This window comes from Nautilia lithotrophica (assembly GCF_054656815.1).
The window spans coordinates 465,934-478,124 of the sequence record NZ_BAAHXN010000002.1; the positions used below are offsets into that span (position 1 = coordinate 465,934).

Consider the following 12,191-nt stretch of genomic DNA (forward strand, 5'->3'; position numbering starts at 1 on the left):
CATGGGAATATTTAGTAAATTCAGGAAAAAATCGCCTTGGATTTTGCATTACAACACGGGCGGATGTAACGGGTGCGATATTGAAATATTAGCCGCACTTGCACCGAAATACGATATCGAGAGATTTGGAATGTTAAATAGGGGTAATCCTAAGCAGTCGGATATTCTGCTTGTAACCGGTCCCGTTACGAAAAGATGCCGTGACGTATTAAGAAGGCTTTATCTTGAAATGCCGGAGCCCAAAGTTGTAGTGGCGATGGGCGCTTGCGCACACGGCGGCGGAATATTCAGAGATTTTTACCATGTGGAAAACGGGGTTGACAACATAATCCCCGTAGATGTATGGATTCCGGGGTGTGCCCCGAGAGTTGAAGCAGTAATTGACGGAATGGTTGAGGCGGTTAAAATCTGGGAGAAAAAAACGAAAGAAAAAGAGTATATGAGAGGACACAGCTTTGAATTATTAGAAAAATTAGGAGCGAGAAATGATGATTAATCCTGAAATAACATTTTTTGAGGCCACACTTGAAAATGTGGTTGACTTGATAAAAGCGTGGTATGACGAAAACAAATATCATTACGTAACGGTAAACGCCACTGATAACGGAGGAAATGTAACTATTGACTGGATATTTTCAAAGTATTACGACAAAAACAAATTGGTGGTGTTTAGGGCGGAAAATGTATCTTACGATGCAAAAATCCCTTCAATCGTAAGCGTGGTTCCAAGTGCTTGGATTGCTGAATGGGAATTGGCAGACTTGTTCGGACTTGATGTAGAAAATGCGGCAAAAGGTGTGTTTATAGAACCCGACGCGCCTCAGGCACCGCTTAGAAAAGGGGAAGCAAATGGGAAATAAGATTATAGTGCCTTTTGGATCTCAGCACGTTGCATTGCCTGAGCCTGTGAGCTTTTTGTTTGAAACGCAAAACGAAGTGATTACTGATGTTACGGTAAATATAGGATATGTTCACAGAGGTATAGAAAAAGCTGCGATTACAAAGTTCGAATATACACAGCTGCCTTATCTTGTCGCGAGGGTTTGCGGGCTTTGTTCCATTACCCATGCCGGGGCTTATACGCACGGCATTGAAAAGCTTTTGGGAATTGAAACGAATAAAAAAATAGATTATTTAAGAATGCTTGTCGTAGAGCTTGACAGAATCCATTCACACCTGCTCGCTAACGGACACGTTGCGGAAGTGGTAGGGTATGAAAATCTATTTATGCAGACTTTCAGATACAGAGAAGACGTAATGGACATACTTGAAAGAATTACAGGTAACAGAGTCCAGTATGATTACCAGATAATAGGAGGGGTTGCAAGGGATTTTGATAAGGAAACGGAAGATTTTGCAAGGGAAAAACTTCTAAAACTTAAAGCAAACACCGAAAAACTGATAGAGTTTTTTGAAAACGACTATACGTTCGGTGTAAAAACAAAAGGAGTGGGAACCATTTCAAAAGAGATGGCGGCTAAATTCAACGCAGCGGGTCCTATTGCAAGGGCGAGCGGACTTGAAACGGATGCAAGGGCTGAATATGATTATCTTCCTTTTGAAGAAGTGGGATACAAGCTTCAGATAAGAACGGAAGGTGATGTATGGGCGAGAAATATGGTGAGATTTGATGAAATTATGAATTCAATCGAAATGTGTCTGAATATTCTTGACGGAATCCCTGAAGGCGAACACAGGGTTAAAGTAAAAGGAAGACCTGAGGGTGAGACGTTTGTAAGGGTTGAAGCACCAAGAGGTGAATGTTTTTATTATCTAAAAGGCAATAAAACGAAAGTTCTTGAAAGAGTTAGAATAAGAGTCCCTACGTATGCGAATATACCCGTTCTTAAAGAGCTTTTTGTAGGCGAGAAATATTCGGATGCCCAGGCGATAGTTTTAAGTTTTGACCCGTGTATGAGCTGCACGGCGAGATAAAGGAGCGGTTATGATACAAATGTTTATAGAATCACTTAAAAACCTTGTTTCAAAACCTGAAACAATAAAATATCCTTTTGCCCCTTCACCAGAACCGAAAGGTTACAGAGGGACTATTCTTTATAACGAAGAGCTTTGCATTTTCTGTGACAAATGTGAAAACATCTGTCCTCCGGGGGCTATAAAATTTGAAGTTACGGATATCGAAAACGGAAAAAAGCAGTATAACTATAATCCGTATCTGTGTATTTACTGCGGGGCTTGCGTAGATGTATGTCCTAAGGCAGAAGAAGGTTGTCTTATCCAATCAGACGCAAGAACGCCTGTAATGGGTGAAAGCGTGGTTAAAAATCCTAAACTCGGGTATTTTATCAATACAATGGACAATCCTAAAGATGTTGAAAAAAAATGGCGGGAACTTGAAATCAGGGCAGCTGAGAGCAGGGTTAAACTCGCCGAATACAAAAAAGCCAAAAGAGCCGCTGCAAAAGCCGCAAAAGCTAAAGCTTCAGAATAACTTTCTTTTTTCTTTTTTTAGGTGTATAATACCTTATGAACAAAAATTCATAAGGATTTGTTATGAAAATCGCCTTCTTTGAAATAAAACCTGAAGAAAAGTCTTTCTTTGAGCAGAATCTGAAAGGTCATGAACTCTATTTTTTTCCCGAAACTTTAAACGAATATAAAGGTTACTGCGATTTTGAAATAATTTCGATTTTTATACATTCAAAAGTTGATAAAAATATTCTTGATAAATTTCCTAAATTAAAATATATCCAAACCCGCTCAACCGGGGTTGATCATATGGATTTAGAAGAAATTTACAAAAGAGGGCTTTTGGCAAGTAATGTAGTCGGATATGCCGGGCCTGCAGTAGGTGAATTTTCATTTTCTCTTCTTTTTGAAGCAATCAGAAAGACATATATAGCAATTAACAGAGTCAAAGAAGGCAATTTAAACTATTTAGATCTAAAAGGTATTGAAATTGCCGGAAAAACCATAGGAGTTTTAGGGCTTGGGACGATAGGTAAATATATTGCTAAACTTGCATTAGGATTTGAAGCTGACGTAATAGGATTTAACAGAAGTGAAAGATATATAAAAGATGTAGAATATACCAATAATTTAGATTATGTATTAAAATATTCGGATTTTTTGTTTATTGCGCTTCCTCTTACAAATTCAACAAGAAATATGATTAATATGGAAAATATAACAAAATTCAAAGGTAACGTTATAATAAACCCGGCACGTGCCGAAATAATACAAAAAGAGGTTTATGAAACGTTTGAAGGGGTAATTGCTGCAGATGTTTTACCTGACTGGAACCTGGCGAAAAAAGAAAATATTATTGCGACACCTCATATGGCATATTACACTAAAGAAGCTCTTTTTAGAATTATGGAAATTTCACTTGAAAACATTGAAGACTTTTTGAACGGAATGAAACCGAGAAATTGTTTGAAAATCTTTTATGAAAAGGAGAAATAGTGCTGAAAAAAATTAGTGTTTTGGCATTATTAGCGGTAATTTCATTTGCATGCAGTAGTGATTGTCTTGAATGTCATCCGAAACTAAAACCTTTGGAATACGATAAAAACAATAAATATTATAAAGAGCATCATTTTTTAATTACCTGCACCAAATGTCATCCAAATCATGATAAAAAGGCAATGAGCGAATGTGGGGCGGACTGCTTTGACTGCCACAGCAGGGAAAAACTTATAAATACACCAATACCTGAACATCAAAAGCTAAAAACCTGCACCAAATGCCATAAAGACACTTTAAAAGAGATTATTCCCAATAATCCCACAAACAATTTTTTAAATTTTGAAAAAAAATAAAAAATTTTTTCGTTTTTTTCCGAAAATGTATTGACATTAAAAAATAATTTACATATAATTTCAGTCCACAACGACAAGTTGTGAAAGAAAAACTGACCCGTTAGCTCAGTCGGTAGAGCATCTGCCTTTTAAGCAGAGGGCCGCTGGTTCGAATCCAGCACGGGTCACCACTCAAATGGCCCCTTCGTCTAGCGGTTAGGACACCGCCCTTTCACGGCGGCGACACGGGTTCGAGTCCCGTAGGGGTCACCACTTCAAAAGTCCTAATCCATTTTAAAAAATTGTTGGTCGCTTAGCTCAGTTGGGAGAGCACCAGCCTTACAAGCTGGGGGTCGCAGGTTCGAGCCCTGCAGCGACCACCATCTACAATGCCAAGTGTGGAGCCGTAGTTTAGCTGGTTAGAATGCCGGCCTGTCACGCCGGAGGTCGCGGGTTCGAGTCCCGTCGGCTCCGCCATTTAAATTTCCTTCAATTAGTGCCTGTCACTTATTTAAATCTTACAAAAATCTTACATCTATAGTTATATATAATCTTAAATTTTTTTTATATTTTAAAATTTTTATTTAAGTAATGTATAATAAATAAAATACCTTCTTATTGCAGGATAACTTAATGAAGTCAGAAGAAAAAATATTAAAACATCTCCTTGAAACAGAAAATATTAGTATAAAATATAAATTAAAAGCTTTAGAAGCTCTAAAAATTGATAACGTATTCGATTTAAAAGAGTTTGTTAAAAATAATAATATTAATGTTGATATAGATATTGCGCAAGATTTAGAGGAAAACAAGGAAAAAGTTTATTATGAATTAATTGAAGAATTTTATAGACTAAGAGATAATAATTGTGATTTTAAAAATTAATATTATATTTTTTTAAATGATTTAAAGATGCTTTGTGAAAAAAAATATATTTGTCTTTAAAATTATTATTTATTATGTAAAGTTCGATATTTTTTATTTTTGTTATATAGTTTAATTTTAAGTTACTTGTCCACGTTAAAGTTTCTTCGAGTTTTTTGTCGATATTCTCAAATCTTTCTTCGTAAAAGTTAGAATTTTTAAAATCATCCGGATTTGTAGGAAGAATTTCACCATCTATGCCTATACCTTTGCAGGATAAATCCAGTAAAATTCTGTCATACCATGGTGAATAAGGGTATATTTTACATGCAGGGGGTCTGGATTCGTAAATGCTGCATAGTTCGTTTTTTAAATATGGACATGAAGTCCCGTTACTAAGAAGCATAACAGGTTTAAGATAGTCAAGTTTTGCAATTAGTATCGGAAAAAATTTATAAACTTTTTCGAAGTCATCTAATACCAAAGGTGCCATTAATTTGTTTTTGCAGCATTCGATACAATCTCTGCAGTTATTAAATTTGATAAGTTCCAAATAGTTTATATTAACATACATCAGTTTCAACCTTGTAAAAATTTTTAAGTTCTTTATAAATATCCGGAAAATGTTTTTTTAAAAGACAAGGCTTCATAAAATAATATTCACTCATAACAGCAAAAAACTCGGCTTTGTTTGTTGCAGCATATCTGTCTATAAATGAATATTTTCCTAAAAATCGTCTTTTTAGTATCTTATTTTTGAATTTGTTATATTCTTTAAACATAATTTTACACCATTCATTATACTGAGAATACGCAAGGGGCGGGATTCCGTCAATCATACCTTCTTCATAATCAAGTTCGTGCGCGAATTCATGAATAATTACGTTTCTTCCTAAATTATGATAAGCCTCTTTTTTAGATTCATTCCATACAACAACAACACTTTCACCGACTGCTTCTCCGCTTATAAGAAATTCTTCTTGGGATATGATGCCGTTTTTATTTGTTTTTGAATTTAAAATTATCGAATAGGGATAAACGTAAATATATTTTAAAGACGGATAACAGAAATATTTATAATAAAGAGTTGGAAGACAAGCAAAAAAAGAAATTATGGTTTTTATTTCTTCATTAATTTGAATATTAATACCTATAAATTCTTTTTCTTTTTTAAATCTGTGTATTTTAAATGTTAATATTTTTTTTAAATTCTCAGGAAGTTTATTATATATTTCAATTTTATTTAATATTTTCTTTTCTTCTTCATTTAGTGGAGTGTTTTCAAGCGTTTTTAACCAATATTTATAACGAATATGATTTATAAAAAGATAAAGCAGAAAAATTAAAAATAATCCCCAAAGGATTAAAAGAAAAATTTTAAAATTTTCCATTATTTAAGTATTGCTTCTATACCTTTAAATCCGGCCCCGGCTAAAATTATACATCCTATCACATTTAATAGTATATAAGACAGGGCCTGAATATAAAGAGCGTTTTTAAAAAGAAAGAAACTCTCAACCGCAAATGTGGAAAATGTGGTAAAAGCACCCATCATTCCCGTTGTAAGAAGTGATTTTATATAAGGGTTTTGAATTCCCCCGTATTGTATAGCACCTATGAATATTCCAAGTAATAAGCTTCCGATTAAATTTACACTCAGCGTTCCAAACGGAATGTCGTGTTTGATTGTATTATTTACAAGCCCTGCTGTGTATGCCCTTAAAATAGCACCTATAAACCCACCGATTCCGATAGCAAGCATTGTATCAAATTTCAAAACTTCTCCTTATAAATAAAATTTATTAATATTATAATATTAATTTATGAAAAAAGTTTTAAGTATTATACTCTTTATCCAAAATTTTCTGCATTTTTGCTTTTGTATCTTCAAACCAGTTTGGATTTTCATTTGGATTAAAGCTTGGAAGATATATGACTTTAATGGTTTGTTTTTCGATTCTGAAAGGTTTTTTCTTAAAAGCAAAAGGAAGGTTTACGATTACAAAAGGTTGAACTCTTAAATTTAATTTTTCCGCTACCGCTTTGGCTCCGTTTTTCCATTTTATCATTTTTTTAGGGTTTATTTTATTTCTTGTGCCTTCTGGAAACAAAACGACTTTAAATCCTCTTTCAGTTCTGTCTTTAATTTCTCGAAGCATTTTAAGAACCGATCGCTTATCGCTTCTGTCAACTAAAATCATATCAGTTTTGGTAAGCATATATTTGATTACAGGTGTTTCACCAAGTTCTTTTTTTGCTACCCATATTAATTTTTCGGGAATTACACTTTCCATAAGAGCAATATCTAAATTATTTGTGTGATTTCCTATTAAAAGTTTTGCTTCCGGGTCAAGTTGACCTTCAATAATTATATCTTTGGCAACCAAAGAAGTTAAAAATTTTGAACACCATTTTCTGTATTTTAATTCGTTTTTTGGATCAATTCCGCAAAGGATTGATGTAATAAATACACAAATCCCGCCTGCTATTAATTTAAAAATGCTTATTATACTATCTAATATCTTCATTTTTTACCCATCCTATTTTGTTTTGAATTTGTATTTTTGTGTAATTTGTTGTTTGTTTAAGTATTTTTACTTTAGTGCCTATCGGTGCTTCATAAAAAATGGTTGAGTTTTTTGTAGGTAATATATAAACTTTGGTTCCTCTTGTTAGATATGCTTCGCCTTTTGGCAAATTTGCGTATATTAAGTATGCTGTTAACAATAGAGGCGGAAAAATAAGCCATATTTGCTGATAAACTAAAAATATAACTATTAAAATCGCTATAGTTGAAAGTATAAAAATATTTACCGGTGTAAAAAGAGTGTTTTCTTCAGGGTTTAGATCCGTTTGTGTGCTTATTGTTTCTTCTTTTATATTGATAGGTATTTTTATTTTTTGGTAATTATCGTTCTGTGTATTAAAGTAATAAAAATCAATGTTTTTTTGGTTGTTTTCAATTAAACCTAAATATGTGGCCTTTTGCGGTGAAACAATCGTTAGATTTTCATCTTTTAAATGAAGAGTGAAATCATTTAAATTCGCATCTTCACCGATTAAAGTAAATGACACCATATTATATTTATTGTCGTATTTACTTGAAATGATGTTTTTAACTTTTAAATTTTTTGCTAATACATTGCAAAAATTTTTTATTTTGTCCAATTGTTTGGTTGAATATAAATCATTTAACGATATTTCTTTATATAAATCTTTGCTTACTATAAATAATTTTTTAATGTCATCATCATTTTTATATTTAACATTTACATTATATACAAAAGGATTTTCTTTACTTACATTTATTTCACCACCTAAAGGTGGAATAAAGGTTAAATTTGTTTCTTTTGGTGTTATGACTTTTATGTTTAGGTCTATTATTTGGTTTTCATAGTATTCTTTTTTTAGATTAGGGTATTGAATGATAAGATTTGCAGAAAATGCAAAAGAAGCAAGAAAAAGTATAATTAAATATCTCATTTGAGTGCTATATTATTCTCTTTTGTAAAGTTTTGAATATACGCTAAAAATTTCTTTTTCTGTTTTCCGTAAAGAGTAACTTTTACCGAATTTCTAAGTTTTGCAGGATTTATCCATCTTCCGTATCTCATTACACCGAAATGCAGATGAGGTCCTGTTGATAAACCGCTGTTTCCAAGATATCCAATTGTCTGTCCTTGTGTTACCCATCTGCCGACATAAATGCCTCTTGGATATCCGTGAAGGTGGGCATACATTGTGATATATCCGTTTTTGTGTTTAATTTTAACGGTTCTGCCATAACCTTTAATCCAGCCTTTATATATTACTTTACCATCAGCAACCGCATGGATAGGCGTTCCTATTCTGTTTACATAATCTATTCCGTCATGCATTCGCCATTTATGTAAAATAGGGTGGAATCTCATTCCGAATTTTGAAGAAATTCTTTTATATCTCAAAGGTGCTGCCAAAAACATACCTTTTAAACTTTTCCCGTTGCTGTCATAATATCTTCCGTCATATGGATTTAAAAACGCATCAACGCTGTATTGTCTGTTTGACAATTTGGCATATAGAACTTTTACGTCTTTAACTTCACCGAATTTGATTTTTTCTTCATAAACTATATCGACTTTTGTATTTTTTGGAAGTGCTCTGAAATTAATTCTGTCGGAAAATATATAAGCCAGTTTGGAAGCAAGACTTCTGAGCTTTGTGGCTTTATATAAATCATAACTTAAATAGTTTTTAACTTCCGTGGAAACCCGTTTGGTTATTGTTTCGTATATAATCGGAACGATTTTGGTTACATAGCCTTTTTCGGTTTTTATAATTTGGAGTTGCTGTTTGGAGTTAATAGGTATTAACGCCTGTTTAATTATGTTGTTGTCTTTTAAAATAAAAACACTTTCGCCTCTTGGTATCGCTCTTACGTATCTTTTGATTTTTGGCGGAAGATTGTAATATATACTAAGAGGCAGTGAGTTTTGTTTTAAAAATCCGTAAAATGTATCCTTTTTACCCCATTTGTATATATCGACTTTATAAGCAAAAAGGAAAAAAGGAACTAAAATTAAAATTAAAAGTTTTTTCACTTCATAAATCCTTCTATCATTTTAATGCCGTCAGTCCCACCTAAAATTGATTCCATTGCCCTTTCCGGGTGAGGCATTAGACCAAATACGTTTTTTGTTTCGTTACATATTCCGGCTATTGAATCGACACTTCCGTTAGGGTTTAGTTCGTTTCCGTCTTTGTCGCAGTATTTCAAAATAACCTGTCCGTTGTCATACATCTTTTTAAGGGTATCTTCATCGACTTTATAGTTACCTTCCGCATGAGCGATTGGAATATTTACAATCTCACCAACATTTAGGTTTTGTAAAAATTTATTGTCATTGTTCACCACTTTTAAATGATGAAATTTTGAAATAAAATGTAAATTTTCGTTTCTCGTCATTCCACCGGGTAATAGATGGGATTCAAGCAGTATCTGAAATCCGTTACATATACCTAAAACATAACCGCCTTTATTGGCAAATTCTTTAACTTCCTGCATAATCGGCGAAAATCTGGCAATAGCACCGCTTCTTAAATAATCCCCGTAACTGAACCCTCCCGGCAGGACTACTAAATCGGGATTTTTTAAATCATGTTCGTTATGCCAGATAAATTCAACGTTTGCACCTATTTTTTCAAATGCCCATTTAGTGTCTCTGTCACAATTCGTTCCGGGGAAAACAATAACGCTTACTTTCATTATTTAACCTCTATTTCGTAATTTTCAATAACAGGGTTAGCCAATAGTTCGTCAGCAGCTTTTTTGGCAATTTCTACAGCTTTTTCTTTATCATCCGTATCAATGTCTAGTAAAATCTGTTTTCCGACTCTTACGCCGTTTATATTTTTAAAACCTAATGTTTCAAGTGCATGGTGAACAGCTTTTCCCTGAGGGTCTAAAACACCTTTTTTTAGATGAACATTTACAGCAACAATCATTTCACATCCTTTAATCTGTTTAATACTTCAGTATATGCTTCTTTTATATTTCCTAAATTAAATCTGAAAAGGTCTTTGTCTAGTTTTTTACCTGTTTCTTTGTCCCATAGTCTGCAAGAATCAGGCGTTATTTCGTCTGCTAAAATTATATTTCCGTTTTCATCTCTTCCGAATTCTATTTTAAAGTCTACCAAAGTAAGTCCGACTTTGTCAAAAAATTCGCTTAAAAATTTATTTACTTTAAGTCCGTATTCTCTTAAAAGATCCAGCTCTTCTCTTGATTTTACAAGGCCTAAAACCATTGCATGATCGTCATTTATTAACGGGTCGTTTAATTCATCGTTTTTGTAATAAAATTCTACAATCGTAAAAGGAAGCTTTGTCCCTTCTTTAAGTCCTAATCTTTTGGCAAGAGAGCCTGCAACAATGTTTCTTACAACAACTTCAATCAGAATAATATCGACTTTTTTAACCAGCTGTTTAGTTTCATCAATTTGCTTGATTAAGTGAGTTGGAATCCCTTCTTTTTCGAGTGCTTGAAAAATAAGCGTTGTAATTGCGCAGTTTAATGCACCTTTTCCGCTTTCTTCATCTGCTTTTTCACCATTAAACGCAGTTAATGAATCTTTAAATTCACAGATAACTTCGTTTGGATTTTCTGTTTCGTATATTCTTTTTGCTTTTCCTTCATATAATAGCTTCATAATGCTCCTTTATTATTTAGCTTAAATTAAAGCGTAAAGCTCAAAACTTTCAAGTCCTCAGCTTTATGCTTTGTAAGTCCGAAAAGGACTTGATTATTTGGCTTCTTTGCTTATTATAAGCGCTTTTAATATATTTGCACCTGTTAAAAGTTGCAGGTCGCCGTCAATTTTTTGAACATTTTTATTTTCTTTTTTTACTTTTTTCTTGTCTATTTTTTTAAGTTCGGCTTTTAAATGGGCTTTAAGGTTTGCTTCTTTTATCGCTGCTTCTGTCAGATTTTCTTCTTCAACTTTTCCGGGATGCACAATAATATCGGGTGTAACGCCTTTAGCCTGTATGGTTCTACCGCTTGGCAAATAATATCTTGCAACGGTCAATCTTATAGCTTCGTCTTTATTAACAGGTAGTATTGCCTGAACGCTTCCTTTTCCGAATGTTTTTTCCCCGACTATTACAGCACGTCTGTGATCTTGAAGACCGCCGCTAACTATTTCACTCGCACTAGCACTTCCGCCATTTACCAATACCACAATAGGAATGTTTTTATATGTTCCGGTGCTGTGGGCATAATATACTTCATTTTCGCTTTTAACCCTTCCTTTTTGCGATACAAGAACACCTTTATCAATAAACAGATCAAGCATTCCGACAGCCTGATTTAAAAGACCGCCGGGGTTGTTTCTTAAATCTATGATAATTCCTTTTTTCCCGTCTTTTTTGAGTTTAGGTAAAATCTCTTTTAATTTACTTACGACGTTTTTATCAAATGATGAAATTCTAATATATTCAATTTCAGGATAGTTTTCCAAATCTTTGGCTTTTACGGATTTGATTTTAATAATTCCTCTTGTTATTACTACTTCAAATGGTTTTTGACCTTTTCTTACTATTGTAAGAGTGATTTTGGTTCCCGGTTTTCCTCTCATAAGGTTAACCGCCTCGTCAAGCGTCATATCTATAGTTGCTTTGTCGTTAATTTTAAGAATAATATCACCGGCTTTAATTCCGGCTTTGTATGCCGGAGTGTCATCAATTGGTGAAATAACGGTTAATACGCCGTTTCTCATTCCGACAACAATACCCAATCCCCCAAATTCGCCGGTAGTTTGAACTTTTAATTCTTTATATGCTTTTTTGTCCAGATAGCTAGAATGTGCGTCAAGTTCAGGTAAAAGGCCTTTTAGTGCTTTATTTATTATTGTCGTGGTATTAATATCATCAACATAATACGCTTCAATCATATTGACCACTTTAACAAATTTTTCATAAGCAGCAAGTCTTGTTTGCTGGTTTTCCGCAAATAAAGAGACTATAAAAAATGCAATGATTAATAATTTTTTCAAAAGTTACTCCTTGGAGTTTTTGAAATTCTAACAA

Annotated in this window: 17 protein-coding genes and 4 tRNA genes; 11 read left to right on the plus strand and 10 right to left on the minus strand. The window is 33.4% G+C overall.

Annotated elements, in window-relative coordinates:
• Window position 1: 1 nt before the first annotated feature.
• From ACYQ19_RS06975 to ACYQ19_RS07025, 11 genes are all read left to right on the plus strand, one after another.
• Complete coding sequence (locus ACYQ19_RS06975) at window positions 2-496, plus strand: NADH-quinone oxidoreductase subunit B family protein (protein ID WP_459978715.1); 495 nt, start codon at window positions 2-4, stop codon at window positions 494-496.
• Window positions 486-860, plus strand: a complete 375-nt coding sequence (locus tag ACYQ19_RS06980) for an NADH-quinone oxidoreductase subunit C (RefSeq protein WP_459978716.1) — start codon at window positions 486-488, stop codon at window positions 858-860. Before ACYQ19_RS06975 ends, ACYQ19_RS06980 begins: the two co-directional genes overlap by 11 nt.
• The gene (locus tag ACYQ19_RS06985) at window positions 850-1,935 is read left to right on the plus strand and encodes a hydrogenase large subunit (protein WP_459978717.1); all 1,086 of its coding nucleotides are present in this window, start codon (window positions 850-852) and stop codon (window positions 1,933-1,935) included. Before ACYQ19_RS06980 ends, ACYQ19_RS06985 begins: the two co-directional genes overlap by 11 nt.
• A 10-nt stretch (window positions 1,936-1,945) precedes the next feature.
• Window positions 1,946-2,452 (plus strand): 4Fe-4S binding protein, encoded by a 507-nt coding sequence (locus tag ACYQ19_RS06990; RefSeq protein ID WP_459978718.1) that lies wholly within the window; start codon window positions 1,946-1,948, stop codon window positions 2,450-2,452.
• A gap of 62 nt (window positions 2,453-2,514) precedes the next feature.
• Window positions 2,515-3,426, plus strand: coding sequence for an NAD(P)-dependent oxidoreductase (locus ACYQ19_RS06995; RefSeq protein WP_459978719.1), 912 nt, complete (start codon window positions 2,515-2,517; stop codon window positions 3,424-3,426).
• Window positions 3,426-3,782, plus strand: coding sequence for a hypothetical protein (locus ACYQ19_RS07000; protein WP_459978720.1), 357 nt, complete (start codon window positions 3,426-3,428; stop codon window positions 3,780-3,782). Before ACYQ19_RS06995 ends, ACYQ19_RS07000 begins: the two co-directional genes overlap by 1 nt.
• Before the next feature lie 94 nt (window positions 3,783-3,876).
• Window positions 3,877-3,952 (plus strand) — tRNA-Lys (locus ACYQ19_RS07005).
• A gap of 7 nt (window positions 3,953-3,959) precedes the next feature.
• Window positions 3,960-4,034: transfer RNA gene (locus ACYQ19_RS07010), tRNA-Glu, on the plus strand.
• A 34-nt stretch (window positions 4,035-4,068) separates the two neighbouring features.
• A tRNA-Val gene (locus tag ACYQ19_RS07015) sits at window positions 4,069-4,144 on the plus strand.
• A gap of 17 nt (window positions 4,145-4,161) precedes the next feature.
• A tRNA-Asp gene (locus tag ACYQ19_RS07020) sits at window positions 4,162-4,238 on the plus strand.
• A 156-nt stretch (window positions 4,239-4,394) separates the two neighbouring features.
• A complete protein-coding gene (locus ACYQ19_RS07025) occupies window positions 4,395-4,646 on the plus strand; it encodes a hypothetical protein (RefSeq protein WP_459978721.1) in 252 nt (83 codons plus the stop codon).
• Here the strand turns inward: ACYQ19_RS07025 and ACYQ19_RS07030 are convergent.
• The 10 genes from ACYQ19_RS07030 to ACYQ19_RS07075 form a co-directional block, all read right to left on the minus strand.
• Window positions 4,636-5,199 (minus strand): YkgJ family cysteine cluster protein, encoded by a 564-nt coding sequence (locus ACYQ19_RS07030; protein ID WP_459978722.1) that lies wholly within the window; start codon window positions 5,197-5,199, stop codon window positions 4,636-4,638. The two genes, ACYQ19_RS07025 and ACYQ19_RS07030, sit on opposite strands and share 11 nt — an antisense overlap.
• Window positions 5,189-6,016 (minus strand): M90 family metallopeptidase, encoded by an 828-nt coding sequence (locus tag ACYQ19_RS07035; protein WP_459978723.1) that lies wholly within the window; start codon window positions 6,014-6,016, stop codon window positions 5,189-5,191. The genes ACYQ19_RS07030 and ACYQ19_RS07035 overlap by 11 nt, the downstream gene beginning before the upstream one ends.
• A complete protein-coding gene (gene crcB, locus ACYQ19_RS07040; RefSeq protein ID WP_459978724.1) occupies window positions 6,016-6,402 on the minus strand; it encodes a fluoride efflux transporter CrcB in 387 nt (128 codons plus the stop codon). The genes ACYQ19_RS07035 and crcB overlap by 1 nt, the downstream gene beginning before the upstream one ends.
• Window positions 6,403-6,460: 58 nt before the next feature.
• A complete protein-coding gene (locus ACYQ19_RS07045; RefSeq protein ID WP_459978725.1) occupies window positions 6,461-7,153 on the minus strand; it encodes a lysophospholipid acyltransferase family protein in 693 nt (230 codons plus the stop codon).
• On the minus strand, window positions 7,137-8,108 hold the full coding sequence (locus ACYQ19_RS07050) for an SH3 domain-containing protein (RefSeq protein ID WP_459978726.1): 972 nt from the start codon (window positions 8,106-8,108) through the stop codon (window positions 7,137-7,139). The genes ACYQ19_RS07045 and ACYQ19_RS07050 overlap by 17 nt, the downstream gene beginning before the upstream one ends.
• Window positions 8,105-9,205 (minus strand): peptidoglycan DD-metalloendopeptidase family protein, encoded by a 1,101-nt coding sequence (locus ACYQ19_RS07055; RefSeq protein WP_459978727.1) that lies wholly within the window; start codon window positions 9,203-9,205, stop codon window positions 8,105-8,107. Before ACYQ19_RS07055 ends, ACYQ19_RS07050 begins: the two co-directional genes overlap by 4 nt.
• Complete coding sequence (gene purQ / locus ACYQ19_RS07060; protein ID WP_459978728.1) at window positions 9,202-9,870, minus strand: phosphoribosylformylglycinamidine synthase subunit PurQ; 669 nt, start codon at window positions 9,868-9,870, stop codon at window positions 9,202-9,204. Before purQ ends, ACYQ19_RS07055 begins: the two co-directional genes overlap by 4 nt.
• Window positions 9,870-10,109, minus strand: a complete 240-nt coding sequence (gene purS, locus ACYQ19_RS07065) for a phosphoribosylformylglycinamidine synthase subunit PurS (protein ID WP_459978729.1) — start codon at window positions 10,107-10,109, stop codon at window positions 9,870-9,872. The genes purQ and purS overlap by 1 nt, the downstream gene beginning before the upstream one ends.
• Entirely contained in the window at window positions 10,106-10,813 is a 708-nt protein-coding gene (gene purC / locus ACYQ19_RS07070) for a phosphoribosylaminoimidazolesuccinocarboxamide synthase (protein ID WP_459978730.1), read from the minus strand. Before purC ends, purS begins: the two co-directional genes overlap by 4 nt.
• A gap of 93 nt (window positions 10,814-10,906) precedes the next feature.
• Window positions 10,907-12,157, minus strand: coding sequence for a S41 family peptidase (locus tag ACYQ19_RS07075; protein ID WP_459978731.1), 1,251 nt, complete (start codon window positions 12,155-12,157; stop codon window positions 10,907-10,909).
• Between the last annotated feature and the right edge of the window lie 34 nt (window positions 12,158-12,191).

Bases quoted from the DNA above. Each gene is read 5' to 3' on its own strand.
- purQ (WP_459978728.1), bottom strand. From the start codon at position 9,870: ATGAAAGTAAGCGTTATTGTTTTCCCCGGAACGAATTGTGACAGAGAC.
- ACYQ19_RS07045 (WP_459978725.1), bottom strand. From the start codon at position 7,153: ATGAAGATATTAGATAGTATAATAAGCATTTTTAAATTAATAGCAGGC.
- ACYQ19_RS06985 (WP_459978717.1), top strand. From the start codon at position 850: ATGGGAAATAAGATTATAGTGCCTTTTGGATCTCAGCACGTTGCATTG.
- ACYQ19_RS07025 (WP_459978721.1), top strand. From the start codon at position 4,395: ATGAAGTCAGAAGAAAAAATATTAAAACATCTCCTTGAAACAGAAAAT.
- ACYQ19_RS06995 (WP_459978719.1), top strand. From the start codon at position 2,515: ATGAAAATCGCCTTCTTTGAAATAAAACCTGAAGAAAAGTCTTTCTTT.
- purS (WP_459978729.1), bottom strand. From the start codon at position 10,109: ATGATTGTTGCTGTAAATGTTCATCTAAAAAAAGGTGTTTTAGACCCT.
- ACYQ19_RS07050 (WP_459978726.1), bottom strand. From the start codon at position 8,108: ATGAGATATTTAATTATACTTTTTCTTGCTTCTTTTGCATTTTCTGCA.
- ACYQ19_RS07035 (WP_459978723.1), bottom strand. From the start codon at position 6,016: ATGGAAAATTTTAAAATTTTTCTTTTAATCCTTTGGGGATTATTTTTA.
- ACYQ19_RS06980 (WP_459978716.1), top strand. From the start codon at position 486: ATGATGATTAATCCTGAAATAACATTTTTTGAGGCCACACTTGAAAAT.
- purC (WP_459978730.1), bottom strand. From the start codon at position 10,813: ATGAAGCTATTATATGAAGGAAAAGCAAAAAGAATATACGAAACAGAA.
- ACYQ19_RS06975 (WP_459978715.1), top strand. From the start codon at position 2: ATGGGAATATTTAGTAAATTCAGGAAAAAATCGCCTTGGATTTTGCAT.
- ACYQ19_RS06990 (WP_459978718.1), top strand. From the start codon at position 1,946: ATGATACAAATGTTTATAGAATCACTTAAAAACCTTGTTTCAAAACCT.
- ACYQ19_RS07030 (WP_459978722.1), bottom strand. From the start codon at position 5,199: ATGTATGTTAATATAAACTATTTGGAACTTATCAAATTTAATAACTGC.